This window comes from Bordetella petrii (assembly GCF_000067205.1).
GTDB classification, from domain to species: Bacteria; Pseudomonadota; Gammaproteobacteria; order Burkholderiales; family Burkholderiaceae_B; genus Bordetella_A; species Bordetella_A petrii.
Genome location: NC_010170.1, coordinates 4316784 through 4341815, shown reverse-complemented (window position 1 = coordinate 4341815; position 25032 = coordinate 4316784). Strand labels below are relative to the sequence as shown.

Genomic DNA, 25032 nt, shown 5'->3' with positions numbered 1-25032 from the left:
CCCGGCCGGAGACATCATGCACGCTTCCGATACCGCCATGCCCGGCCCGCTGGGTTCAGGCATGCCCGAAGGCTCCGCGTCGGCATCAAGCCGGCTGCGCCCTTACGAATATGTGATCAGCGGCTCGAATCCGCTAGTGGCGGCGGCCAACCCGCTGCTTGACCTGATTCCGCAGATTCGCGCCACCACATCGCACCCGTCGCCGGCCATGCTGCGCGAACACCTGCTGGACGAGATCCGGCAGTTCGAATTGCGCGCCCAGCAGGCCGGCATTTCCAATGAAACCATCCTGGGGGCGCGCTACTGTTTGTGCACGGCGCTGGACGAGGCGGCGGCCCTGACGCCCTGGGGAGGCAACGGCGTCTGGTCGGCCCATAGCCTGCTGGTGACGTTCCACAACGAAACCTGGGGCGGCGAGAAGTTCTTCCAGCTGCTGGCCAAACTGTCGCAGAACCCCAGCCAGCACCTGGACCTGCTCGAATTGCTGTACTACTGCCTGGTGCTGGGTTTCGAAGGCCGTTACCGGGTAGCCGATAATGGCCGCTCGCAGCTCGAGACGCTGCGCCAGCGCCTGCTGCGCATTCTGCGCAGCGCGCGCGGCGAGTACCCGCGAGCGCTGTCGCCGCACTGGCAGGACGTGCCGGCCCAGACTCAGCTGCGGCGCCTGCCGGTGCCGCTATGGGTATTCGGCGCGCTGGCCGCCGTATTGGCGCTGGCCATCTACTGGGGGCTGGCCTGGAGCCTGAGCAACCAGTCGGATGCCGTATTCACGGCCATCAGCAATGTGAAGCCGCCCACCGTGCAGATTGCCCCGACGCGCCGGCCCGCGCCGTCGCCACGGCTGGCGGTATTTTTGGCACCCGAGATCCGCGACGACCTGGTCACGGTACGTGACGAGGTCGACCGCAGTGTGGTGGTGCTGCGCGGCGACGGCCTGTTCGAATCCGGCTCGGCCGAGGTGCGCGAGCAGTACCTGCCGGTGCTGTCCCGTGTGGCTGACGCCTTGCGCGAGACCCAGGGCAACATCCTGGTGCGCGGCTATACCGACAACATTCCCATGCGCGGCGCGCGCTACCCGTCGAACTGGCACTTGTCGCAGGCGCGCGCGGATGCGGTAAAGGAACTGCTGGAAGCGCGCCTGGACAATCCGCAACGCGTGCGCGCCGAGGGGCGCGGCGATGCCGATCCGGTGGCGCCCAACGATACGGCGGCGGGGCGGTCGCGTAATCGCCGCGTCGAAATCACGCTGATGGTGCCGCCGGTGCCTCGGGAAGATACGGTCGAGGGTGCGCGGCAATGATTCATAACGTATTCGGTTTCTTGTTCAGCCGGGGCTTGTGGAATTTCTTCGGCCTGGTGGCCCTGGCGCTGCTGATATGGATCGCCGGCCCGTTGCTTGCCATCGGCGCGACGCGGCCGCTGGAAAGCGAGACGACGCGCATCATCGTCATCGCCGTGCTGTTCGGCCTGTGGCTGCTGCGCATCTTGTGGCGCAAATGGCGCGAAGGCCGCCTGAACGCGCAACTGCTGGGCCAGTTGCGCAAGCCGGCAACCAAGAAAAAGGCCGAGCCCGAGCCCGGCAACCCCGAGATCCGCCAGCTGGAAGAGCGCTTCAATGAGGCGGTGGAGTTGCTGCGCAAGACGCGCTTCGAGGGCAACAAACGGCGCCTGTCGCTCGACCGCTTTTCGAAGCAGTACCTGTACCAGCTGCCCTGGTACGTGATCATTGGCGCGCCGGGGGCCGGCAAGACCACGGCCCTGGTGAATTCCGGCCTGAATTTCCCGCTGGCCGACCGCTTTGGCAAGGTAGCGCTGCGCGGGGTGGGCGGCACGCGCAACTGCGATTGGTGGTTCACCGACGATGCAGTGTTGCTGGATACCGCCGGCCGTTACACCACCCACGAAAGCGACGCCACCGGCGACGAGGAAGAGTGGAAGGGCTTTTTGCGGCTGCTGTCGAAATTCCGCGGCCGCCAGCCCATCAATGGCGCGATGCTGACTGTCAGCGTCGAAGACCTGCTGGCCGCGTCCGATGCCGAGCGCGTGCAGCACGCGGCGGTGCTGCGGCGCCGGCTGCAAGAGCTGCGCGAGCAGCTGGGTATCCAGTTTCCGGTATATGTGCTGGTGACCAAGGCCGACCTGCTGTCGGGCTTCGAGGAGTACTTCGCATCGTTCAACCGCGAAGACCTGTCGCAGGTGTGGGGCTTCACGCTGCCGTACACCCGCACGCAGGAAGCGGATTTCGATCTGTATGACGCCTTCCACGCCGAGTACGAATTGCTGAAGCGGCGCCTGGACGATGCGCTGCCCGAAGTGCTGGCCGCCGAAACCGACGCATCGCGCCGCGCGCTTGCCTATATGCTGCCGCAGCAGTTCGCCGGACTGCAGGCGGTACTGGGGCACTTCCTGAGCGACGTGTTCGCCACCTCGAAGTACGAGGCGCGCCTGGTGCCGCGCGGCGTGTATTTCACCAGCGGCACGCAGGGTGGCGAGACGTTCGACCAGGTTACCGGCTATCTGAAGCGCTATCTGCGCATCGACGGCGGGCCGGCGCCCGCGGCCAGCGTGCCGGGCGAAGGCGACGGCCGCAGCTACTTCTTAAAGGGCCTGTTGCAGGACGTGATTTTCCGCGAGGCGGGCCTGGCCGGGCGCAACCTGCGTTGGGAACGCCGCTACCGCCGCCTGCATTGGGCCGGCTATGGCCTGATCGCCGCGCTGTTCGTCGCGCTGCTGGTGGGCTGGGTGGTCAGCTACCGCAGTAACAAGGCTTATGTGGCCGAGGTATCGCGCCGCGTGCCCACGGTGGAAAAGCTGGGCCGCGATATCAAGATCACCCAGGCGGGCGACGTGCTGGGCCTGATGCCGTTTCTGGACAGCCTCTGGTATTTGCCCCGCCACGCCAACTTCGAACTGGATTCGCCGCCCCTGAACTACCAGTTCGGCCTGTACCAGGGCCAGAAGGTGCAGGCGGCCGCGCAGGGCGTGTACCGCGGCACGCTGGAACAGGTGCTGGTGCCGCAGATCGCCCGGCGGGTAGAGACCGCGTTGCGCAAGGCTGCCCCCGACGATCTGGAGTTCTCGTATGAGGCGCTGCGCGCCTACCTGATGCTCTACGAGGCCGACCACTACGATGCCGAGTTCATGCATGCCTGGCTGCTGTCCGACATGCAGAAGACCCTGCCCGAGGGCTACACGCGCCGCCAGTACGACCTGATGTCGCTGCACCTGCGCAATCTGGTGCAGGGCCGCGTGCTGTCGTCGCCGTTCCCGCGCGACGACGAGCTGGTCAAGCAGGCGCGCGAGCGGCTGGCCCGCTACACGCTGGCCCAGCGCGCCTACAGCCGCCTGCGCCGCATGCTGGCCAACACCGACCAGGGGCCGCAGCAGACCGCCATTACGCTGGGCGGGCCGCAGGCCAGCGCGGTGTTCGTGCGCAAGAGCGGCAAGCCGCTGACCGACGGAATCCCGTCGCTGTACAGCTACAACGGCTACTGGAAAGTGTTCAACCAGCGCGTGACGCGGGTGGCCGACCTGCTGCGCCAGGATGACGCGTGGGTGCTGAACATCGAGGCGCCGGGCATTCTGGACCAGCGCGCGCAGCAGCAGTTGATCGTGGACATCAAGCGGCTGTACATGAACGACTACGTCGAACAGTGGGATGGCTACCTGAACGACCTGCAGCTGGCGCCCACTACCTCGCTGCTGCAGAATATCCAGATGGCGCGCACTCTGTCCGCGCCAGAGTCGCCGCTGGTGAAGCTGGTGCAGGGGGTGGCGCGAGAGACTTCGCTGCTGCGCGACACTGGCGACGGGCAGTCGCTGATGGATCAGGCGCGCAACCGGGTCAGCAGCACGCGCGAGGCCCTGGAGCAGATGTTCGGTCCTACCGGTCCCAGCGCCGCGATGCGCGCCGATGCATCGGACGAAAAGCTGGAGCGCATCGTCGACCTGCATTTCGAACCGTATCGCCGCCTGGCGCAAAGCGACGGCCAGGGCGCGCCGCCCGCCATCACCGCCACCACCGGTCTGATCAATGAGCTGTACACCTACCTGACGGCGGCCGACGCGGCGCTGCGCAGCGCCAGCCCGGCGCCGGGCTCGGACGTGGTCACCAAGCTGCGCGCCGAAGCGGGCCGCCTGCCCGAGCCGCTGCGCGACCTGCTCAATACGCTGTCGGTGAAGGCGTCGGGCGAAATCTCCGAGGCCACGCGCGAGCGCATGGGCGACACCGTGACGGCGACCATTGGCGTGTTTTGCCGGCAGTCGATCGCGGGCCGCTATCCGTTCGCCAGCGGCTCGTCGCGCGATGTGGCGCCCAACGACATGGCGCGGCTGTTCGGGCCCAACGGCATGATGGATGATTTCTTCCAGAAGCACCTGGCCTCGCAGATCGACGTGTCCGGGTCGCGCTGGCGTTTCAAGCCGGGCATCGACGGCAAGCAGGGCGACAAGGCGGCCTACCTGGATTCGTTCCAACGCGCCAGCGTCATCCGAGATGTGTATTTCACCGCGGGCAACCCGCTGCCTTCGTACCGCGTTGCGATCCGGCCGCTCGAAATGGATGCCCAGATCACGCAGTTCCTGATGGATGTGGACGGCCAGACGGTGCGCTACGCGCATGGGCCGCAGGTGGCCACTAATGTGCAATGGCCGGGGCCGCGCGGCACCAACCAGGCGCGCATCGAGCTGACGCCGCAGGCCGGCCCGGCCGGGCTGTCGGCATCGGGGCCGTGGGCCTTGAACCGCCTGCTGGACAAGGCGCAGCTGCGGCGCGGTTCGTCGCCCGAGGTGACGATTGCCACTTTCGACATCAATGGCCGCAAGGTGGTGCTGGAGATCACGGCCAGCAGCGTGAAAAGTCCTTTCCATCTTGCCGAGATGCAGGGGTTCGCCTGCCCTGGCAAGTAAGTGGCTTCATCCCGTGTGAACAGGTTCTGGACGGAATTCACGATGGACGATGCAACGGAGAAACTGGGCTGGTACGGGAAGATTCCCGCCGCGGGCGATTTCGTGCACCGCCGCCTGCCGCGCGAACTGATCGCGTGGTGGGACCGCTGGCTGCAGTACGGGCTGGCTGCGCTGAAGCAGGCGCCCGACGACAGCGCGGCGCGCAGCTTCGCGGCCGCCCCGATCTGGAATTTCGCCATTCCGTCGGGGCCCAGCGGCAACGGGGCGCAGTTGGGCTGCATCGCGCCCAGTCGCGACCGGGTAGGGCGTGGCTACCCCCTGTGCGTAATCATGGCGATTCCCGCCGACGCATACCACAGCAGCATGCTGGATGGCGCCACCGAGTATTACCGGCAGATCGGCGCCAGCATGCTGTCGGCGGTGCGGCACGGCTGCGCGGCCGAGCAGTTCGACCGCGAGCTGCTGGATATTCGCGTGCCGGGCGCGGCGCGGCCCGTGGAACGGTCCAGCGGCAGCGACATCATGGATATCTTGAATGCCGGGCTGGACGGCGGCGCCGAACCGGTGGCCTCGCACAGCCTGGCGGCCTGGCCCGACCTGCCGTTCTGCTTCAACCCCAGTTCGCATACCAGTTACTGGTGGACCAACCAGGTCGACGGCGCGGCGCTGCAGACCTACGTGCACGGCGGTTCGCTGAACGCCGCGCTGTTCACCCGATTGTTCGCATCGCTGCCGGCCTGGCGCTAGGGCAGCGAGCTGACATGCCCGGAGCCCGATTATGAGCGCATCTTTCGCCACTTTGCCGAACCGCCACACGCCCGCGGGCGACGCGTACGGCCACCGGCCCCTGAGCGCGATTGCGGCAGCCGCCAGCGGCGGCGTGCCACAGGCGCGGATCCGCCGCGTGCTGGCGGACGTGGCCGCGCCGCTGGCCGAATTGCACGCCAAAGGCCGCGTGCACGGCGCCATCGCCATGAGCACCGTCGGCCTGGACACCACCGGCAAGGCGCACTTGCTGGTGCCGCCGCTGGAACCCACGGCCGATGCCGACGGCGGCGCGCGCATGGAAGGCTATGCCGCGTTCGAGCAGTACACCGACGACCCCGAACAGCCCTGCGGCCCCTGGACCGACATTTACGCCTTGAGCGCGCTGGCCCATAGCTTGCTGGTGGGCTTTGCGCCGCCGGCCGCGCTGGCACGCTGCGTCAAGGACACATACGAGCCGCTGGCCGGGCGTGACCTGGGCGCTTACGATCCTGGCTTTTTGCAGGCGGTGGACCGCGGGCTGTCGATGAAGCATGCCGCGCGCCCGCAGGACATGGATGCCTTCGCGCAGGCCTTCGAGCTTGCGCCGGCGCCAGTGCCTCAGCCACCCGCCGAACCGCCAGCCCTGACCCCCGATCCCGAACCCGCGCTGCCGCCGGTGGCGGCCGCCGCCAAGCCGGCGCCGGGCCCGCGCGTGCCCTTGCTGGTATTGCTGGGGGTATTGGCGACGGTGGCGTTTGCTGTTTACCTGTGGCTGCGCCCGGAAGCGACTGCCCCGCAGTCGGCTCGCCAGGACCCTGCGCCTGCAGAAGCGCCCACCGCGCCGCCGTCACAGGCGCCGGTGCCGACGCCGCCCGCGCTGTCCGACCTGAACGCGCCGCGCGAGGCCAGCCCGGCCGCGCCGCCTGCGGAAGGTGCCGCGCCCGCCGCGCCACCCGCTCAGGAGCCGGCCGACGCGCCGTTCGCACCGGCACAGCCGCCAAGCGCTACGGCGCCAACTCCAGCGCCCGCGGACGCCGCGTCGCCGTCAGCCGGGTCTTCGTCTGCCGCGAATCCGGTACCCGGCGAGAATCCGCCGGGTGCGCCGGTGGGGGCGGCCGCCACGCCTGAGGCGGGTGGTCAGGCTGGGGCGGCTGAGAGCGCGCCGGCCGATGCCGCCGCGGCGACCGGCGCCACGGCCGAGGGCGCAGCCAATGCCGAGGGCGCTGCTTCGGCGGAAGCTGCCGATGCCGCCGCTGCGCCCGAAGAAGCGCCGCCCGCGTCAGTGGCGGTGCGAGTGCATGTGCAACCGTGGGGCGAGGTGCTGGTGGATGGCCGTTCGCGCGGCATCAGCCCGCCGTTGACCGAACTGACGTTGACGCCGGGACGACATCGCGTCACCATCCGCAACCCTGCCGCGCCCGACTACGAAACTTCCATCAATGTCAGCGCCGGCGGCTCGGCATCGATTTCCCACGTGTTCGAGTAAGCCTCAGGAGGCCGCGCCGCCGTCGTCCGGCGTGCCGGCCTCTTCCACGACATCGGCGGTGAACATATAGCCCCAGCCGTGCACGGCCTTGATTGGCAGGCGCATATGGTTGACGGCCGCCTTGCGGCGCATGCGGCTGATCATCACATCGACAAAGCGGCCGCGCCGCTCGCCGTCGGCCGCTTCGCCCGATTGCACGCCATCGGCAATCAGCGTTTCGCGGCTGACTTTCTTGTCGGGGGCGCGCACCAGGCGCAGCAAGAAGCTGCGTTCCGCCGTGGTCAGCGTCAATTCCTGGCCGTTGGGCGCGACCAGGCTCCAGCCCTTGCTGGCTAGTCGCCAGCCGGGCACGCTGGGAGCAGCGGCAGGCGGTTCGGCGGGCTCGGCGGCGGGGCTGGCGGCTTCCACTGCTGCCAGCTTCGGCGCCGCGGTTTCGGCCGCGACGGGCGGCGCGACTTCGGTAATGCGGCGCAGCAATGACTGGAACACCGCGGCCAGCTCCATGCCGCTGGCGCCCACGTCCAGGCAGGCGTCCGCGCCGCACAGCAGCGTGCGCACGCGCGCTTCGCTGTCAGCAAAGGTGGCCAGGACAATGATCCCGAGGGTGTGCCGCATGGCGCGCAACTGCGCCGCGGCTATGTGAATCTTGGGTAGCGAGCCAGTCAGGACGATCAGCGAAACGGAGCCGTGCTGGGCCACATGGGTATACAACTCGGCCAGTTCTGTATAGCGGTGGATTTGGAATCCCAGGTGCTCCAGGTCGGCGATCTGCTGTGGGTGGGTGGTGTCGTCTCCAACAAGAAAGAGGACATCCAGCGAGTTATTCATGATTCCCTTCCGGATGGGGAGGAGCCAGGTGCGGGTAGCGCGCCGCATCTGACATGCTGCGGCACGAGGCTTGCGTGAGGTTGGGGGTAGGGGTGGTGGCGCTGGATGGGCCGTGGCAATGCACGGCCGGCGCCCGATTCGCGAGGATCAAGAAAATCGGCGTTATCGGCTGGAGCGAGGTCTGGCTGCTGATGTAGTGTGACGCTGTTTGTCATTTAACCTCAAATGTGTATCTATGTGAATAGAAACGCCAAATTGATACAATTCGCCTTACAGCCCGTTTGTTGTTGCGCAAACGGGCGGTTTATCAGCGGCCGCCTCGCGGTACAGTAGATGACTCGTGTTGATCTACGGAGCATCCACATGCCGATTCCTACGCCTGTCCGCGGCGTGCTGCTTGCCGCCCTGGCACTTGCTCTGGCCGGCTGCGCCAACACTACCGGCCAGGCCGAAGCCCGAGGAGCAGCCGCGGCAAATGCCGCGACCAGCGCCGATTCGCTGGCCCAGACCCACTGGGAGCTCACCCGCTGGACAGCGTCCGATGGTTCCCTGCGGGCCATTCCGCACGGAGACAACGGAGAGCCTATACAACTTACTTTCCTGGCTCAGAACGGCAATTATCGGGTTAACGGATTTTCGGGCTGTAATCGCTATATGGGCAGTTACAAGCTGCAAGGTGGGAAACTGTCAATTTCGGCTCCCGCCAGCACCCGCATGGCGTGCCCGGCGCCGGAACGCGCCCGGCTCGAACACGACTATCTCGGCGCGCTGGCCAGCATCCAGACCTTCACGCTGGATAGCGGCGGGGCTCCCCGCCACCTGACCTTCAATGTCCGCAGCGGCGAGGTCCTGGAGTTCACGCGCCGCCAAGACCCGCCCACGCCCCAATGACCGTGTCCGCCTGCCAATGTGGCAGGCACTTGCTTACCAAATAGTGCGTTCTGGTCACCAAAATCGCCAACCATGCCCGCTGTTGTCAATATTGCCGCTTATAAATTCGTTGTCCTGGATAACCTGCCAACCCTGCGCGCCGATGTGCTGGCGCAAGCCGGGGCCGTCAACCTCAAAGGCACTGTGCTGCTGGCCGAGGAAGGCATCAATTTATTCCTGGCCGGCTCGCGTGACAAGATTGACACATTCTTGCAATGGTTGCGCGCGGATTCCCGGTTGGCCGACTTGGAGGCGAAGTTTAGCCTGTCGGAGACCGTGCCATTTCGCCGCCTGCGGGTGAAAATCAAGCGCGAGATCATCCGGATGGATCACCCCGCCATTCAGCCGCAGTCCGGCCGGGCGCCGGCCGTGTCGCCCGCCACGCTGGCGCGCTGGCTGGAGCAGGGCGTCGACGATCAGGGGCGGCCGGTGGTGATGCTGGACACGCGCAATGCTTTTGAGGTGGACGCCGGAACCTTCGAAGGGGCGGTCGATTGGCGCATCGAGCGCTTCACCCAGTTCCCTGCTGCCGTGCAGGCGCATCGCGACAGCCTGCGCGGCAAGACCGTGGTCAGCTTTTGTACGGGAGGAATCCGCTGCGAGAAGGCCGCGCTGTACATGGCTGAATCGGGTGTCGAGCACGTGTACCAGCTCGACGGCGGCATCCTGAAATACTTCGAGGAAACCGGCGGCAAGGGCTTCAACGGCAATTGCTTCGTTTTTGACGAGCGTGTCGCGCTGGACCCGGCGCTGGCGCCGGCGGGCGCCGTGGCGCAGCTCGCCACGGCCTAGCCGCCCTGGGGGCGGTGCCCCTGCTTAGCGTACCCGCATGCCGGGCTGCGCGCCGGGCCAGGGTTCGAGCACGTAAATGCCCGCATCGACTCCCTCGTCGGCGTGGCTGGCCGCCAGCACCATGCCTTCGGACACGCCGAACTTCATCTTGCGCGGCGCCAGGTTGGCCACCATGACGGTGAGTTTGCCCACCAGGTCTTCGGGGCGGTAGGCGGATTTGATGCCCGAGAACACGTTGCGGTGCCGCCCCTCGCCGACATCGAGCGTGAGTTGCAACAGCTTGGTCGAGCCTTCGACGTGCTGGCAATCGACGATTTTGGCGATGCGCAGGTCGATCTTGGCGAAGTCGTCGATGGTGATGGTGTCGGCCACGGCTTCGCCGCCGGGCAGCGCAGCCGCCGGCACGGGCTGCGCCGGGGGCTCGAACAATTGGTCGAGCAGCGCGGGGTCGACCCGCTGCATCAAGTGCTTGAACGGCGCCACGCGCTCCGGCAGCGCGGCCGCGTCGGCCCAGGTAAACGGTTGCGCCGCGCCGAACAGTTCGCGCGCCACACGGTTGGCCAGTGCCGGCAGCACCGGCGCCAGCATGACCGAAAGGGCCTTGAAGCCGGCCAGCGAGCGCGAGCAGATGTCTTGCAGCCGGGCCTTCTGGGCGGCGTCGGCGGCGCCGATGCCCTTAGCCAGCACCCACGGCTGGGCCGTGTCGAAGGCCTGGTTGATGCCGTCGGCGTAGGCCATGATCTCGCGGATGGCGCGGTTGTATTCGCGCGCCTCGAAGGCCGCACGGATGGACTCGGCCCGGGCGGCGAATTCGGCCGACAGGGCCGCGGTATCGCCTTCGTAGGCCAGCGCGCCATCGAAATGCTTGGTGATGAAATTCGCGGCCCGGCTGGCGATGTTGACGTACTTGCCGACCAGGTCGCTGTTGACGCGCGCGACGAAGTCGTCGGGGTTGAAGTCGATGTCTTCGACCCGGGCGTTCAGTTTGGCGGCGATGTAATAGCGCAGCCATTCGGCGTTCATGCCGATGTCCAGGTAGCGCAGCGGCGAGATGCCGGTGCCGCGGCTCTTGGACATTTTCTCGCCGCTGACCGTGATGAACCCGTGCACGTTGAGCGCATCGGGCGTCTTGCGGCCGGCGAACTTCAACATGGCCGGCCAGAACAGCGCGTGGAAATAGATGATGTCTTTGCCGATGAAGTGCACCTGTTCGGTGCTGCCCTGCGGGTCGAGCAGGGCGTCGAAGTCGAGCCCCTGCTTGGCGCAATACGATTTCAGCGACGCCAGATAGCCGACGGGCGCGTCGAGCCATACGTAAAAGTACTTGCCCGGCGCGTCGGGGATTTCAATGCCGAAGTACGGCGCGTCGCGCGAGATGTCCCAGTCGCCGAGCTTGGCCTGGCCGTCGTCGCCGCCCAGCCACTCGCGCGTTTTGGCCTGCACCTCGGGCTGCAGGTGCTTGTTGCCGGCCGCATTGACGCCGGTGGTCCAGTGCTGCAGGAATTCAACGCAGCGCGGGTCGGACAGCTTGAAGAAGAAATGTTCGGATGACTTCAGCACCGGCGTGGCGCCCGTGAGCGCCGAATACGGATTGATGAGATCGGTGGGCGCGTAGACCGCGCCACAGACTTCGCAGGAATCGCCGTACTGGTCTTTGGCGTGGCACTTGGGGCATTCGCCCTTGATGTAGCGGTCGGCCAGGAACATGCCCTTGACCGGGTCGTAGAACTGTTCGATGGCGCGTGTTTCGATCAGGTTGGCGGCCTGCAGGGCGCGATAGATGTCTTGCGACAGCGCGACGTTTTCGGCGGAATCGGTGGAGTGCCAGTGGTCGAAGCGGATATGGAAGCCGTCCAGGTAGCGCGGGCGTTCGGCCGCATAGCGGGCCACCAGCTCTTGGGGCGAAATGCCTTCTTTTTCGGCCTTGAGCATGATGGGCGCGCCGTGCGCGTCGTCGGCCCCCACGAAATGCACCGTGTGGCCCGCCATGCGCATCGAGCGGACCCAGATGTCGGCCTGGATGTATTCCATGATGTGGCCGATGTGGAAAGATCCGTTGGCGTAGGGCAGCGCGGTCGTGACGAACAGGGTGCGGGACATATCGAGATGGACGGTTCGGGAAAGGGGTAGCCGGCTATTTTAGCGGCCCGCGGCAGGCAAGGGGCAGCCTGCCGGCCGCGTAAAGCACACGCCCCTGCGCCGGGCCAGGCCGGGGCAGGGGCGGAATGAAGGGCGGCGGGGCTGTTTAGCGGACTTCGCGCACTTCGACGTCGATGACGTCGCCGCGGGCGGGCGCGAAGGGCGCGGGGCCCGGGGCGGCGCCGGGGCGGAACGCGCCCGGCCGCGCGCCCTGGCGCTGGCTCCAGTAGGCGCGCACGCCGAACGGCTTGCCGCGGACCTTGGCCACGACGTACAGGATGCCGACCGCGATGGCGGTCGAGATCATGAACACCAGGGCCATGGCCATGCCGAACAGGGCCAGCACGGCGAACGCCACGGCGCGGAGGAATCGGGAGAAAGTATCGATCATGATGGTCGGATGCAAAACAGGACAAAAGGTTCCCGCGTATCCGCTATCCTTGTGGGTAGCGGCCGGCGCAAAGCCGTCCTGCCTATGGAATCAGAGTAATGAGTATAACGACAGCACAGGTCCGTGCGGCGTTGCGGGCCGTAACAGACCCCTTTTCGGGCCGGGAGCTGGCTTCATTTGTAAAAGATAGTGACATCCTGCTGGATGGCGCGGCAGTAACAGTCACCGCGATCCTCGGCTATCCGGCCGGTTTCGTGGCCGGGCAGCTCGAAGACGCCGCGCGGCAGGCCCTGGCCGCGGCGGGCCTGCCCGGCGCGCAGGTGACCGTGCAATGGTCGGTGGCCGCGCATGCCGTACAGCGTGGGTTGAAGCCGCTGCCCACCGTGCGCAACATCATCGCGGTCGCCTCGGGCAAGGGCGGCGTGGGCAAGAGCACCACGGCAGTCAATCTGGCGTTGGCCCTGGCGGCCGATGGCGCGCACGTCGGCATTCTCGATGCCGATATCTACGGCCCCAGCGTGCCCACCATGCTGGGCATCTCGGGCCGGCCTGCCAGCCACGACAACAAGACCATGGAGCCGCTGCAAGGACATGGCCTGCAGGCCAATTCCATTGGCTTTCTCATCGATGCCGACGCGCCGGCCATCTGGCGCGGTCCCATGGTGACCCAGGCGTTCGAGCAGATGCTGCGCCAGACCAACTGGCGCGACCTCGATTACCTGGTCATCGACATGCCGCCGGGTACGGGCGACCTGGCGTTGACGCTGGCCCAGAAAGTGCCGGTGGTGGGCGCCGTCATCGTCACCACCCCGCAAGACCTGGCGTTGCAGGACGCTCGCAAGGGCCTGCGCATGTTCCAGAAGGTCGACGTGCCCATCCTGGGCATCGTCGAAAACATGGCCGTGCATATTTGCAGCCAGTGCGGGCACGCCGAACATATTTTCGGAGAGGGGGGCGGCCAGCGCATGGCAGCGCAGTACCAGGCGCCGTGGCTGGGCAGCCTGCCGCTGGCGCTGGACATCCGCGAGCAGGCCGACGCCGGGCGGCCCAGCGTGGTGGCCGATCCCGATGGCGAGGCGGCGCGGCGCTACCGTGACATCGCCCGCAAGCTGGCCGCCGGCGTGGCGGCGTTGCCGCGCGACATGGCCGGCCGGTTGCCGCCTGTCGTCGTCCAGCCGCCGACGACCTGAAGTATGCGGGTAGGGGCCGCCCTGCTGCTGACCGCCCTGTGGGGCGCGGCTGCCAGCGCCTACGCGAAGGCGCCCGAGGTCGTCATCGATCCGGGCGGCGTGCCTGCGGCCGCGCTGCAGTCCATTACCGAGGCGGTCGCCGCCATCACCCGGCTGGCCGAAGACCAGGACGGCGGAGAAATCAACCGCCTGCGCCGCCGCGCCCGCGACGCCACGCTGGCCGCGCTGGCCACCCAGGGCTACTTCTCGCCGGTCGTCACGCTGGAGACTGGCACCGACGTGGGCGGCGAGACCTGGGACATCTCCATCCAGCCCGGCAAGCGCGCCCGCGTGGCGTCGGTCGACCTGAAGTTCACCGGGCGCGTTACGCGGCCCGAATACGCCGACCGGATAGCCGAACTGCGCGAGGCGTGGTCGTTGCCGGTGGGCCAGCCGTTCATCAACAGCGAGTGGAACAGGGCCAAGGCAAGCCTGCTCGATGCCGTGGCTTCGCGCGACTTCATGCTCGCGCGGCTGACCGCCTCTGACGCGGCGGTGTATGCCGAGAGCGCCGAAGTGAACCTGACCGTCACCATCGACAGCGGCCCGCTGGTGCGCATGGGAGAACTGAACACACAGGGCCTGCGACGCGTGCCCGATTCGCTGGTGCGCCGATATGTGCGCTATACGCCGGGCGATGCGTATCGCCAGGACAAGCTCGATGGCTGGCAGCAAGACCTGCAGTCCACGGCGTTTTTCCGCGGTGCCTTCGTTACCCTGGACACGTCGCCGTCCGATGATTCGCCGGTTGCGCCTGAGCACGCGGCGCCCCAGGGCGTGGCGCAGTCCGGGCGTGCCCGCGCGCCCGGCTCGCAGGACCTGGCCGCCGCCACGCCCCAGGGCGAGCCGCTCGTGGCGGGCGGCCCAGGTGCGGCCCGGCCCGCCGCCGCGCTCGATTCCGATGGGGTCGTGACCCTGCCGGTCGACGTGCGCGTAGTCGAGGCGCCGGCGCGGCGGCTGGCGGCTTCCCTGGGCGTGGACAGCGATGCCGGCGTGCGCGCCGAAATCACGTACCGGCAGAATGTGGTGTTTGGCCAGCCTGTTACGCTGGAAAGCGGCATAGGCGTCGACCGCCTGCGCCAGCGCGCCTATCTCGATTTCCACCTGCCGCCCGATGAAAAAGGCCAGCGCGACTCCATCGGGCTGCTGGCCGACCACACCGACATCCAAGGCCTGGATGTGCGGCGTTTTGCCCTGGGCGCCACGCGGCTGCGCGAACGCAGGGGCGCGGGCGACAGCCGGGTCGAATACGAAAACCGCTGGGGCGTGCTGCTGGCGCACGACCACGTCAAGATCGACGGGGGCGACGAATACGACTTGCCCAGCGCGACGCTTACCTCCGAGTGGCTGCGCCGCGACGTCGACAACAAATACGATCCGCGTGAAGGCACCCTGATCGCGGTGGGCGGCGGGGTAGGGGTGGTGCTCGACACCGGGCGGCCGTTTCTTCGGGCGCGCCTGCGAGGCCAGCGGTGGTGGCCGGTGGGCCAGCGCGACGTGCTGACGGTGCGCGGCGAAGTCGGCCGGGTGTGGTCCGATTCGCAAACCAGCGTGCCGGACGATTTCGGTTTTCGCACCGGCGGCGCGCGCTCCATCCGCGGCTATCGGTACCAGAGCATCGGCGTTGACAAGGACGACGCCGTAGTGGGCGCGCCGACGCTCGCAGTGGCCAGCATCGAGTACGACCATTATTTCGACGAGCGCTGGGGCATGGCGGTATTCGTGGATGCGGGCGACGCGGCCGAATCGTTCGGCGAAATGCAGATGCATGTCGGCTACGGCGTGGGCGCGCGCCTGCGCACCCCTGCCGGCCCGCTGTTCCTGGACCTGGCCTACGGCCAGCGCGAGCGTGACCTGCGCCTGCACTTTTCGCTGGGGATCGCCTTTTGAACCGCCTGCGAGCCCTGCTGCGCCACCTGCTGATCTGGTGGCTGCCCCTGCCGGTCATGCTGGTGGTGCTGCTGTGCGCGTTTGCCCTGTGGCTGGCCGGCACCGAACCGGGCACGCGCGTGTTGCTGGGCGTGGTGGCGCAACAGTTCGACGGCCGCGCCGAACAGGTGCGCGGCAGCGTGCTGGACGGGCTGCGCGTGGGCCGGCTGCAGCTGGCCTTGCCTGGCGCCGACGTCGATATCGCGGGGCTGCGGCTCGACGTGCAGTGGCGCGACCTGGGCCACCGCCTGCTGCATGTGCGCGAGTTGTCGGCCGACAGTGTGCAGGTGGCCGTGGCGTCGTCTTCCGCCGAGCCGCCCCCGGATGAGCCGCTGGCCGTTCCATCGCTGCCGGTGGAGCTCGCGCTCGACCGCCTGGCCTTGGGCACGCTGGACCTCATCATCGACGGCTCCGCGGTGCCAGTGTCAATTAGTAATCTGGTCGTCAGCGGCCAGGCTGGCGCCGATGGCGCGCGCCTGAATCTGGCCAGCTTGCGCCTGCAACACGCCCAGGCGGCCGCCGCGCTGCAAGGGCAGTTCAACCTGCAGCAGATGGCCTCGCCCTGGCCGATGTGGGCGCATCTGGATATCGACGCGCAAGGCGTAGGGGCCGATTCGCCCTTGTGCGCCAGTCACATGCTGGCTGGCCTGCCGGCCAAGGCAGCACCGGCCAAGGCAGCACCCGATGACGCGGCGGCCGGCGCCGCGGCTTGCGCGGCCACGCTGCGGGTCGATGCGGAAGGCTCGCTCGACCAGCTCGATCTGCGCCTGGACGGCGCCACGGCCGATGGCGCGCTGACACTGCTGGCGCAGGCCGGCCTGGCATTCGGCCAGCCTTTTCCGGTGCGCACCGCCAACCTGAACCTGCGCCTGGCCGACAAATCCGGCCTGGTCGTCACGCTGGACCGCCAGCCGCAAGCCGCCAGCCCTGGCGTCGACCGAGTGGTCGCCACGCTCGATGCCGAACGGCTGGACCTGGGTCGCCTGGTGGGCGACGCGATTCCGCCGGCGCTGTTGAGCGCGCGCATGGCTGTGGACGCCCAGGTCGCCGGCGCGTACGAGCTGCGGCAGGCGTACGTGCAGGCCGACATCGCTCAAGGCAGCCGCTGGAACCGCCAGCCGCTGTCCGGCACACTGGCCGGTCGCCTGGATGCCATGCCGGCGCCCGCTCAGCCGCTGGCGCCCGATGCCGCCGCCATGCCAACCGCGGATCCCCTGGCAGGCTACCAGTTGCGCGACCTGCGGCTCGACCTGGCCCTGGGCCCGAATCGCGTGCGCGCGCAGGGCCAGCTGAGCCAGGGCGACGGGGCCTTGACCCTGGATGCAAATACGCCGCGGCTGGATGCCTTCTGGCCCGGCCTGCCCGGCGGCGCCACTTTACGGGGCAAGCTCGAAGGGCGCCTGGAGCAGCACCGCGGCCAACTCAACGCCCGCTACACGCCTGCCGATGCGCGCGCCGACACGCTGGGCCGCGCGCCCATGCAGGCCGAGATCGTCTTCGCCGGCGGCTGGGGCACGGGCCAGGATGGCCAGGCCGATGGCGGGCAGCCAGGCTGGCGCGGCCGCATCGAACGGCTGACGGCCAGTTCAATGAACTTCAGCGCCGCCCTGCAGCCCCTGGCATTGTCTTTCGTGCCCGATGCGGCCGCGCCGCGCTGGCAATGGCAGGTGGGCGCCACCCAACTGGCCGTAACGCTGCCCGACAAACAGCGCGTGCTGATCGACCACCAGGGGTCGCGTGGCGGACCGGGCCGTTGGGAAACCGCGGGGCGCGCCGACAACCTGGTCATTACCCGCTCGATGCTCAGGCAGATCATTCGCGCCACGGATCCGCAGGCGGCCGCCCGCGCAGACCAAGGCCGGCAGCGCGTCAACGCGCAGGTGCCCGATGGCCAGCGCCGCATTGCCCTCGATGCCTCCTGGGATCTTAAATTCGCCGGTGCGCTGTCGGGCCGCGCTCGCGTCACGCGCCGCGATGGCGACCTGCGCATTCCGGGCGATCCGCCCATTCCGCTGGGCCTGACCGACCTGGTGCTCGACGTGGCGGCCAGGCCCACCGGCGCCAGCACCAGCAGCGTGAACGCGACGCTGGATGTGCGTACCCGCAAGATGGGCGTGCTGTCCGGCTCGGCCACGGCCATCCTGGTGGCGCGGCCTGGCGGCGGGCTGGCGCTCGACACCGCGCGTCCGATGCAGGTGCGCCTGGATGCCGATATCGCCGACCTGGCGTGGGTCGACCTGTTCGTCGGCGACACCATGGAAGTGCGCGGCAAGTTGCAGGCCAACGTGGCGGCGCAAGGCACGCCTGGCGGCAAATGGAGCGCCTCGGGCGCCATCCGCGGCCAGTCGCTGCGCGTAGTGCGTATCGACGACGGGGTGCGGTTGGTCGACGGGACGCTGGCGGCGCATCTGCAGGACACCCGGCTGATTCTCGATTCGCTGCGTTTCCCGGCCTCGCTGCGCGTCATGCCCGACGAATGGCGCACGCGCGAATGGGTGACCAGCAATGCCGACGCCAAAGGCGGCTATGTCGAAGCCAGCGGCCAATGGGACTTGCTGCAGGCGCAGGGGGCGGTGCACCTGAAGCTGCACCGCTTCCCCGCGCTGCAGCGTTCCGACCGCTATGCCATGGTGTCGGGCGTCGTCGATATCGATGCCCAGTTGCCGCGCATTTCCATTTCGGGCGACCTGACGGCCGACGCGGGCTGGTTCAGCCTGGAAATCCTGCAGGGCGTGCCCAGCCTGGACGACGACGTGCGAGTCATCCACGCGGGCGACGACGAGCAGGCGCGCGCTTCGCCCCTGCAGATGTCCATGGACCTGAAGTTCGACATGGGGCCGCGTTTCTACATTACGGGCATGGGGCTGGACGCCGGGCTGCTGGGGTCTATACAGATCCGCATGGCGGACGGCCGCCTGACCGGCATCGGCGCGCTGCGCACGCGCGGCGGGGGCATCGAAGCCTATGGGCAGAAGCTGCGGCTGCGGCGCGGCACCCTGACGTTCCAGGGCCGGCTGGACAATCCGCTGCTCGACATCGAGGCGCTGCGCACCGGAGAACAGGTCGAGGCCGGCGTGCGGGTCAGCGGCACGGCGCAGCGCCCGCGCATCGACCTGGTGTCGTACCCCGAGGTCAGCGATGTCGAAAAGCTGTCGTGGCTGATTTTGGGGCGCGGCCCCGACGAAGGGGGCAGCGACGCCGCCCTGCTGCTGTCGGTGGGTACCGCGCTGCTGGGCGGCGGACAGCCGTTCTACCGGCAGTTGGGGCTGGACGAACTCAGTATCCGCTCGGGCACCATCGGCAGCTCGGGCAGCCTGTTGCCCGACCGCACCGTGGCCAGCCAGATCAACTTGGACAGCAACAGCGAGCTGGCCACCCAGTTCATCGTGGCCAGCAAGCACTTCGCCAATGGCATTACGCTCAGCGTCGAGCAGGCCATGGCCGGCTCGGAAACGGTGGGCCGGGCCAGCTACCGGCTGTCGCGCCGGCTGTCGCTGGACCTGAAGGCGGGCACTATCAGCGGCATTGCGCTGGTCTACCGCACCTTTTTCGCCGACTGAACCGGGCGCCTTTGATTCCGGCCTGGGCGCCACCGGGCGGCAAGACGATAAAATAGCCTGCAACCAACCTGGGCACTTCTCACCATGAGCATCAAAAGCGACCGCTGGATCCGCCGCGCGGCCGAAGCCGGCATGATCGAACCCTTCGAGGCCGGCCAGGTCCGCACCGCCAATGGCGGCCGTATCGTCAGCTATGGCACCAGCAGCTACGGCTATGACGTGCGCTGCGCAGACGAATTCAAGATCTTCACCAACATCAATTCCACCATCGTCGATCCCAAGCAGTTCGACGAGAAATCGTTCGTCGATTTCAAGGGCGATGTCTGCATCATTCCGCCCAACTCGTTCGCGCTGGCGCGCACGGTGGAGTACTTCCGCATTCCGCGCAGCGTGCTGACCATCTGCCTGGGCAAAAGCACCTATGCGCGTTGCGGCATCATCGTCAATGTCACGCCGCTTGAACCCGAATGGGAAGGCCACGTCACGCTCGAGTTCTCCAACACCACGCCGCTGCCGGCCAAGATCTACGCGGGCGAAGGCTGCGCGCAGATGCTGTTCCTGGAAAGCGACGAAGTCTGCGAAACCTCGTACCGCGACCGTGGCGGCAAATACCAGGGCCAGCGCGGCGTCACGCTGCCGCGCACCTGATCAGGCGGCCAGCGGCCGGCAGTCGAGCCGGTATTCGATGTCCCATTCGGTTTCGCCGGCCAGCACGAAACCGTGGCGTAGATAAAAGCGGTTAGCGTCGCTGCCGCGCAGCGCGCCCACCCGCAATGCGCGCCCCGCCGCTTGGGCCTGCCCGATAATGTCCCGCAAGACGCGGCTGCCCACGCCGCGGCCGCTTTCCACCGGCAGCAGGTACAGGTGATCCAGCCGCAGCGCGTCGTCCTGGGGGCGCAGGGCGTAGAACCCGATGCGCCGGCCGTCCAGGTGTATGCCGCGGGTGTGGGCCGGCTCGAACGTGGCGCGCAGCCGCTCGCGCGAGCGGCGCGCATCGTAACGGCCCAGGCGTTCCAGGCTGGGCCGCATGGCGGCGGCTCGCAGGTCTGCCAGCGCGTCGAAATCCTGTTCGGTCACGGGCAGGTACGCCAGGCTGGCGGTCATGGCGGACTATTCTCTACTGTGGAAATCGCATCGTAACCCTGGTCCGTGAACTGCAGGATGCACAGGCCATGGCCGAACGGGTCGCACAAGTGGGCAATGCGGCCCCAGGCGTGGGTATGCGGAGGGTCTTCCAGAATGGCGCCGGCCGCCACCGCAGTGCTGGTGGCGGCATCGACATCATCCACGACGAAGTCCAGATGCACCGGCGTCCAGTGGCGCGCGTAGTCGCGGCCGCCCGCCACCGTGCCGGCCGGCCGCGACCCTTGCGCCTTGCGCAGCAAGTAAATGGGCGCGCCCGCGCCCGCCAGCTCGGCGCCATCGCCGCCGAAGCGGCGCGTCACCTCCAGGCCGAAAGCATCGCGGTAGAACTGGATGGCCCGGTCCAGGTCGTCGACATCAATATTGACCAGTACTTGCATTACGGCCTCCGCACTCGCTGTGGCGTTGCACGTGTGCAACAAAAAGGCGTGTCTCGAAGTGTCCAGTATGGCGCTGCGGCGCCCGCCCTACAAGACGGCCGTCCCCAGGGGAAAGCGCCCCGCAACCAGGCATCTGTGGGGGCGTGACATGGCGTGCGCGTTCGTAACGAGGCTCAAACTACCCCGGGTGTCGGGCTGTGGCCGGCGGGGGCGGTAAATATAATGGAACTACCTAATCGCGCGGGTTGCCGGCGCAGGAGCCAACGATGTTCGGTTTCCAGAAAAATACGCAGCAAGTAGACGAAGAGGTGCAAGACGAGTTCATCGAGCGCGTCAACAGCGCGGCCGAGGCCTTCCTGGCGGCCGTGCCCGGCACCTCGGCCCTGGACTACTCTATCGAGAGCGTGGCGGCACTGGACGCCGTGCTCGAAGAGGCTCACCAGGGTCGGTTGACCCTGACGCCCATGCAGACGGTGGGCGCCGCCGCCTATCTGTACGAAGTCGGCCGCCGCCATTTCGGCGGGCTGTACGAGGTCTGCGACGACGAAGACCCGGTGGTGCTGGTGACCGGCGAGCCCGAGTTCGATGTTTGCCTGTGCGCTATTTCCAAGGTCGAGCGGCGCGTGCGCAACGGCGCCGCCGACACGCTGCCGGCGTTTTTCCAGCACTACGTGCGCGCCGTCAACGCGCGCGCCTCCGACACCATCCGGTGAACCGCCAGGCCCGGGCGTGCGGCCCGGCGCCTCGGCCGTCCTGCGCCGCCACGCAAAGCGGCCTACAATTCCCTTCCACGCGGCGCTGCGCACCCGCGCCGGCGCCCTGCCCACCTGCGGTCCCCGACTCGCAGTACACTCGCCTCCGTTTTGCCTCGCCCCCTGGAGCGCCCGCATGAAATTCCGCTTCCCCATTTTCATCATCGACGAAGACTATCGTTCCGAGAATGCCTCGGGCCTGGGGATTCGCGCGCTTGCAACGGCCATCGAGGCCGAGGGCGTCGAGGTGATCGGCGTCACGAGCTACGGCGACCTCAGCTCGTTCGCCCAGCAACAGAGCCGCGCCAGCGCGTTCATCCTGTCGATCGACGACGAAGAGTTCGACGTCGATTCGCCCGAGGACGTGGCGGGCGCCATCAAGAAACTGCGCGCCTTCATAGGCGAGCTGCGCTTTCGCAACGCCGACATCCCCATCTACCTGTACGGCGAGACGCGCACGTCCGAGCACATACCCAACGACATCCTGCGCGAACTGCACGGCTTCATTCATATGTTTGAAGACACGCCTGAGTTCGTGGCGCGCCACATCATCCGCGAAGCTCGCAGCTATGTCGACAGTCTGCCGCCGCCGTTCTTCCGCGAACTGGTCAACTACGCGCAAGATGGATCTTATTCGTGGCACTGCCCCGGCCATTCGGGCGGGGTGGCGTTCCTGAAGAGCCCGGTGGGGCAAATGTTCCACCAGTTCTTCGGCGAGAACATGCTGCGCGCCGACGTCTGCAACGCCGTGGACGAACTCGGGCAACTGCTGGACCACACCGGCCCGGTGGCCGAATCCGAACTGAACGCGGCGCGCATCTTCCATGCCGACCACTGTTTCTTCGTTACCAACGGCACCTCCACGTCCAACAAAGTGGTCTGGCATGCCAACGTCGCCGCCGGCGACGTGGTGGTGGTCGACCGCAATTGCCACAAGTCGATCCTGCACGCCATTACCATGACGGGCGCGATCCCGGTGTTCCTGCGGCCCACCCGCAACCACCTGGGCATCATCGGGCCGATTCCGCTCGAGGAATTCGACCCCGAGAACATCAAGAAGAAAATCGAAGCCAACCCATTCGCGCGCGAGGCCGCCAACAAGAAGCCGCGCATCCTGACGCTGACGCAAAGCACCTACGACGGCGTCATCTATAACGTGGAGATGATCAAAAAGCAGCTGGGCGACTATGTAGACACCCTGCATTTCGACGAAGCCTGGCTGCCGCACGCCTCGTTCCACGAGTTCTACCAGGATATGCACGCCATTGGCCAGGGCCGCCCGCGCCCGCAGCAGCCGATGGTGTTCGCCACGCACTCGACGCACAAGCTGCTGGCCGGTATTTCGCAGGCCTCGCAGATCATCGTGCAGGAATCCGAGACCCGCAAGCTCGACCGCAACGTGTTCAACGAAGCGTACCTGATGCACACCTCCACTTCGCCGCAGTACGCCATCATCGCGTCGTGCGACGTGGCGGCGGCCATGATGGAACCGCCGGGCGGCACCGCGCTGGTCGAAGAAAGCATCCGCGAAGCCATGGACTTCCGCCGCGCCATGCGCAAGGTGGAATCCGAGTTCGGCAAGAACGACTGGTGGTTCAAGGTGTGGGGCCCCAATCGCCTGGTGTCGGAAGGCATCGGCAATCGCGACGACTGGGTGCTGGAGGCCAACGACCATTGGCACGGCTTCGGCGAGCTGGCCGACGGCTTCAACATGCTGGACCCGATCAAGGCCACCGTGATCACCCCGGGGCTGGACATGTCGGGCAGCTTCGGCGACACCGGCATTCCGGCTGCGCTGGTGTCGAAATACCTGACCGAGCACGGCGTGGTGGTGGAAAAAACCGGCCTGTACTCGTTCTTCATCCTGTTCACCATCGGCATTACCAAGGGCCGCTGGAACACGCTGCTGACCGCCCTGCAGCAGTTCAAGGATGACTACGACCGCAACCAGCCGCTGTGGCGCATTCTGCCGGAATTCTGCCGCGATCATCGCCGCTACGAGCGCATGGGCCTGCGCGACCTCTGCCAGCAGATCCACGAGGCCTACCGCACCAAAGACGTGGCCCGCCTGACCACCGAGATGTATCTCAGTGACATGGTGCCGGCCCTCAAGCCGTCGGACGCTTTTGCGCGCATGGCGCACCGCGAGGTCGAACGGGTCGAGATCGACCAGCTCGAAGGCCGGGTGACCGGGGTGCTGCTCACGCCTTATCCCCCGGGCATCCCGCTGCTGATCCCGGGCGAACGCTTTAACCGCACCATCGTGCAATACCTGCAGTTCGCCCGCGAGTTCAACGAGCGCTTTCCCGGCTTCGAGACTTACATCCACGGCCTGGCCGAAGATACCGCGCCGGACGGCTCCAAGCGGTACTACGTGGACTGCCTGATCGAAGATTGAGCCGTGCACGGTCCGATACGCGCCCGCCGATGTTCGACGTAGCCGTGATCGGCGCCGGCGCGGCCGGCATGATGTGCGCCGCCGTGGCTGGCCAGCGCGGCCTGCGGGTCGTGCTGGTCGACCACGCCGAGCGCCTGGCCGAGAAAATCCGCATATCTGGCGGGGGGCGCTGCAACTTCACCAATGTGGGGGCAGGGCCGGCGAATTTTTTGTCCGACAACCCGCATTTTTGCCGTTCCGCGCTGGCGGGCTACACGCCGCAGGACTTCCTGGCGTTGGTGCGCAGCCATCGCATCGCGTGGCACGAGAAGCATCGGGGCCAACTGTTCTGCGACGACAGCAGCGAATCCATCATCGAGATGCTGCGCGCCGAATGCCAGGCTGGACGGGTTCAATGGCGCATGCCGTGCCGCGTGGCCGAGGTGGGCCGCGACGAGGCCGGCTACGTGTTGCGCACCAGCCAGGGCGAGATTCGCGCGGCCAAGCTGGTGGTGGCCACCGGCGGCATGGCCATTCCGCAGCTGGGAGCTACCGATTTCGGCCTGAAGCTGGCGCGCCAGTTCGGCCTGAAGGTCATCGAGCCGCGGCCGGCGCTGGTGCCCCTGACGTTCGACCCGCAGCAGTGGCGTCCATTTGCCGAACTGTCTGGCGTGGCGTTGGAGGTTGCGCTCAGCACGGGCACGGGCCGTGGCCGCGGTGAATTCGTGGAAGACCTGCTGTTCACACACCGCGGCCTGTCCGGGCCGGCGATCTTGCAGATTTCCAGCTACTGGCAGCCGGGCGAGGCCATCGTGCTGGACCTGGCGGCGGGGCGCGACCTGGCGGACGAGCTGATTGCCGCCAAGCCGGGCAACCGGCAGCAATTGCACACTGTGCTGGGCAACCTGTGGCCGCGCCGCCTGGCCGACCAATGGTTGCGGGTAGCCGGGCAGGCGGGGCAGCCAGGCCTGGCCGAGTGGCGCCTGGCTGATACGCCCGATAAAACCTTGCGCGCGCTAGGGCAGGGCATTCATCAATGGCGGCTGGTGCCCAGCGGCACGGCCGGGTACAAAAAAGCCGAGGTCATGCGCGGCGGTGTCGACACGCGCGGCCTGGACCAGAAATCGATGCAGGCGCGCCAGGTGCCCGGCTTGTATTTCATCGGCGAGGCGGTCGATGTCACCGGCTGGCTGGGCGGCTACAACTTCCAGTGGGCCTGGGCCTCGGGCGTGGCCTGCGGACGCGCGCTGTAGCAAAGCGGGCCCGTGGCGCCTTTGTTATTGTTATATTGAATAAAAATAACTATCATTTCAATTTCATTTAACGACTTATGAAAAGAGCCGCAACGCCCATATCGCGATGGCGACGCGAGTGGCGGCCCATCGCTACCTGGTCGGACTGCGCCAGCGGCCGCGGCGTGCCGACCCGGCTGGTGCGCGCG

19 protein-coding genes are annotated in these 25032 nt (G+C 67.3%); 14 read left to right on the top strand and 5 right to left on the bottom strand.

Going from position 1 to position 25032, the window contains the following annotated elements; genetic code table 11:
* Positions 1-16: 16 nt before the first annotated feature.
* From BPET_RS20835 to BPET_RS20820, 4 genes are read left to right on the top strand one after another with little or no spacing between them, the layout of a single operon-like run.
* On the top strand, positions 17-1300 hold the full coding sequence (locus tag BPET_RS20835; protein WP_012250992.1) for a DotU family type VI secretion system protein: 1284 nt from the start codon (positions 17-19) through the stop codon (positions 1298-1300).
* Positions 1297-4908: a type VI secretion system membrane subunit TssM gene (gene tssM / locus BPET_RS20830; RefSeq protein ID WP_012250991.1), complete on the top strand. Its 3612-nt coding sequence runs from the start codon at positions 1297-1299 to the stop codon at positions 4906-4908. Before BPET_RS20835 ends, tssM begins: the two co-directional genes overlap by 4 nt.
* A 42-nt stretch (positions 4909-4950) precedes the next feature.
* Positions 4951-5655, top strand: a complete 705-nt coding sequence (gene tagF, locus BPET_RS20825) for a type VI secretion system-associated protein TagF (protein ID WP_012250990.1) — start codon at positions 4951-4953, stop codon at positions 5653-5655.
* 31 nt (positions 5656-5686) lie between these two features.
* Positions 5687-7141 carry a serine/threonine-protein kinase gene (locus tag BPET_RS20820; protein WP_012250989.1) on the top strand — a complete coding sequence of 485 codons (1455 nt, stop codon included), beginning with the start codon at positions 5687-5689 and terminating at the stop codon, positions 7139-7141.
* 3 nt (positions 7142-7144) lie between these two features.
* Here BPET_RS20820 and BPET_RS20815 read toward each other — a convergent pair whose 3' ends face one another.
* Entirely contained in the window at positions 7145-7969 is an 825-nt protein-coding gene (locus BPET_RS20815; protein ID WP_041863119.1) for a winged helix-turn-helix domain-containing protein, read from the bottom strand.
* 53 nt (positions 7970-8022) lie between these two features.
* On the opposite strand from BPET_RS20815, the gene BPET_RS26965 reads away from it, so the two are divergent.
* The 3 genes from BPET_RS26965 (at position 8023) to BPET_RS20805 (ending at position 9691) form a co-directional block, all read left to right on the top strand.
* A complete protein-coding gene (locus tag BPET_RS26965) occupies positions 8023-8166 on the top strand; it encodes a hypothetical protein (protein WP_158310093.1) in 144 nt (47 codons plus the stop codon).
* Positions 8167-8332: 166 nt separating this feature from the next.
* Positions 8333-8860 carry an META domain-containing protein gene (locus tag BPET_RS20810; protein ID WP_012250987.1) on the top strand — a complete coding sequence of 176 codons (528 nt, stop codon included), beginning with the start codon at positions 8333-8335 and terminating at the stop codon, positions 8858-8860.
* A gap of 72 nt (positions 8861-8932) precedes the next feature.
* Positions 8933-9691 carry a sulfurtransferase gene (locus tag BPET_RS20805; protein WP_012250986.1) on the top strand — a complete coding sequence of 253 codons (759 nt, stop codon included), beginning with the start codon at positions 8933-8935 and terminating at the stop codon, positions 9689-9691.
* 24 nt (positions 9692-9715) lie between these two features.
* Here the strand turns inward: BPET_RS20805 and metG are convergent, their stop codons facing one another.
* A complete protein-coding gene (gene metG, locus BPET_RS20800; protein WP_012250985.1) occupies positions 9716-11791 on the bottom strand; it encodes a methionine--tRNA ligase in 2076 nt (691 codons plus the stop codon).
* A 145-nt stretch (positions 11792-11936) separates the two neighbouring features.
* The gene (locus BPET_RS20795) at positions 11937-12221 is read right to left on the bottom strand and encodes a hypothetical protein (protein ID WP_012250984.1); all 285 of its coding nucleotides are present in this window, start codon (positions 12219-12221) and stop codon (positions 11937-11939) included.
* A 98-nt stretch (positions 12222-12319) separates the two neighbouring features.
* Between BPET_RS20795 and apbC the strand changes: the two genes are divergently transcribed.
* From apbC to dcd, 4 genes are all read left to right on the top strand, one after another.
* Complete coding sequence (gene apbC, locus BPET_RS20790; protein ID WP_012250983.1) at positions 12320-13411, top strand: iron-sulfur cluster carrier protein ApbC; 1092 nt, start codon at positions 12320-12322, stop codon at positions 13409-13411.
* A gap of 3 nt (positions 13412-13414) precedes the next feature.
* Entirely contained in the window at positions 13415-15340 is a 1926-nt protein-coding gene (locus BPET_RS20785) for an autotransporter assembly complex protein TamA (RefSeq protein ID WP_012250982.1), read from the top strand.
* Positions 15337-18939: a translocation/assembly module TamB domain-containing protein gene (locus BPET_RS20780; protein ID WP_012250981.1), complete on the top strand. Its 3603-nt coding sequence runs from the start codon at positions 15337-15339 to the stop codon at positions 18937-18939. The genes BPET_RS20785 and BPET_RS20780 overlap by 4 nt, the downstream gene beginning before the upstream one ends.
* An 84-nt stretch (positions 18940-19023) precedes the next feature.
* Positions 19024-19587: a dCTP deaminase gene (gene dcd, locus BPET_RS20775; RefSeq protein WP_012250980.1), complete on the top strand. Its 564-nt coding sequence runs from the start codon at positions 19024-19026 to the stop codon at positions 19585-19587.
* Here the strand turns inward: dcd and BPET_RS20770 are convergent, their stop codons facing one another.
* Entirely contained in the window at positions 19588-20043 is a 456-nt protein-coding gene (locus BPET_RS20770) for a GNAT family N-acetyltransferase (protein WP_012250979.1), read from the bottom strand.
* Positions 20040-20462 (bottom strand): VOC family protein, encoded by a 423-nt coding sequence (locus BPET_RS20765; protein WP_012250978.1) that lies wholly within the window; start codon positions 20460-20462, stop codon positions 20040-20042. The genes BPET_RS20770 and BPET_RS20765 overlap by 4 nt, the downstream gene beginning before the upstream one ends.
* 266 nt (positions 20463-20728) lie before the next feature.
* Here BPET_RS20765 and BPET_RS20760 point away from each other — a divergent pair, with 266 nt between their 5' ends.
* The 3 genes from BPET_RS20760 (at position 20729) to BPET_RS20750 (ending at position 24844) form a co-directional block, all read left to right on the top strand.
* Positions 20729-21175 carry a hypothetical protein gene (locus tag BPET_RS20760; protein WP_012250977.1) on the top strand — a complete coding sequence of 149 codons (447 nt, stop codon included), beginning with the start codon at positions 20729-20731 and terminating at the stop codon, positions 21173-21175.
* A 175-nt stretch (positions 21176-21350) separates the two neighbouring features.
* Positions 21351-23612, top strand: a complete 2262-nt coding sequence (locus BPET_RS20755; RefSeq protein ID WP_012250976.1) for an arginine/lysine/ornithine decarboxylase — start codon at positions 21351-21353, stop codon at positions 23610-23612.
* A 29-nt stretch (positions 23613-23641) separates the two neighbouring features.
* Complete coding sequence (locus BPET_RS20750) at positions 23642-24844, top strand: BaiN/RdsA family NAD(P)/FAD-dependent oxidoreductase (protein WP_012250975.1); 1203 nt, start codon at positions 23642-23644, stop codon at positions 24842-24844.
* Positions 24845-25032 lie beyond the last annotated feature (188 nt).

Excerpts from the sequence above, each read along its gene's own strand:
- BPET_RS20835 (WP_012250992.1), top strand. The coding sequence starts at position 17 with ATGCACGCTTCCGATACCGCCATGCCCGGCCCGCTGGGTTCAGGCATG.
- tssM (WP_012250991.1), top strand. The coding sequence starts at position 1,297 with ATGATTCATAACGTATTCGGTTTCTTGTTCAGCCGGGGCTTGTGGAAT.
- tagF (WP_012250990.1), top strand. The coding sequence starts at position 4,951 with ATGGACGATGCAACGGAGAAACTGGGCTGGTACGGGAAGATTCCCGCC.
- BPET_RS20820 (WP_012250989.1), top strand. The coding sequence starts at position 5,687 with ATGAGCGCATCTTTCGCCACTTTGCCGAACCGCCACACGCCCGCGGGC.
- BPET_RS20815 (WP_041863119.1), bottom strand. The coding sequence starts at position 7,969 with ATGAATAACTCGCTGGATGTCCTCTTTCTTGTTGGAGACGACACCACC.
- BPET_RS26965 (WP_158310093.1), top strand. The coding sequence starts at position 8,023 with ATGCTGCGGCACGAGGCTTGCGTGAGGTTGGGGGTAGGGGTGGTGGCG.
- BPET_RS20810 (WP_012250987.1), top strand. The coding sequence starts at position 8,333 with ATGCCGATTCCTACGCCTGTCCGCGGCGTGCTGCTTGCCGCCCTGGCA.
- BPET_RS20805 (WP_012250986.1), top strand. The coding sequence starts at position 8,933 with ATGCCCGCTGTTGTCAATATTGCCGCTTATAAATTCGTTGTCCTGGAT.
- metG (WP_012250985.1), bottom strand. The coding sequence starts at position 11,791 with ATGTCCCGCACCCTGTTCGTCACGACCGCGCTGCCCTACGCCAACGGA.
- BPET_RS20795 (WP_012250984.1), bottom strand. The coding sequence starts at position 12,221 with ATGATCGATACTTTCTCCCGATTCCTCCGCGCCGTGGCGTTCGCCGTG.
- apbC (WP_012250983.1), top strand. The coding sequence starts at position 12,320 with ATGAGTATAACGACAGCACAGGTCCGTGCGGCGTTGCGGGCCGTAACA.
- BPET_RS20785 (WP_012250982.1), top strand. The coding sequence starts at position 13,415 with ATGCGGGTAGGGGCCGCCCTGCTGCTGACCGCCCTGTGGGGCGCGGCT.
- dcd (WP_012250980.1), top strand. The coding sequence starts at position 19,024 with ATGAGCATCAAAAGCGACCGCTGGATCCGCCGCGCGGCCGAAGCCGGC.
- BPET_RS20770 (WP_012250979.1), bottom strand. The coding sequence starts at position 20,043 with ATGACCGCCAGCCTGGCGTACCTGCCCGTGACCGAACAGGATTTCGAC.
- BPET_RS20765 (WP_012250978.1), bottom strand. The coding sequence starts at position 20,462 with ATGCAAGTACTGGTCAATATTGATGTCGACGACCTGGACCGGGCCATC.
- BPET_RS20760 (WP_012250977.1), top strand. The coding sequence starts at position 20,729 with ATGTTCGGTTTCCAGAAAAATACGCAGCAAGTAGACGAAGAGGTGCAA.
- BPET_RS20755 (WP_012250976.1), top strand. The coding sequence starts at position 21,351 with ATGAAATTCCGCTTCCCCATTTTCATCATCGACGAAGACTATCGTTCC.
- BPET_RS20750 (WP_012250975.1), top strand. The coding sequence starts at position 23,642 with ATGTTCGACGTAGCCGTGATCGGCGCCGGCGCGGCCGGCATGATGTGC.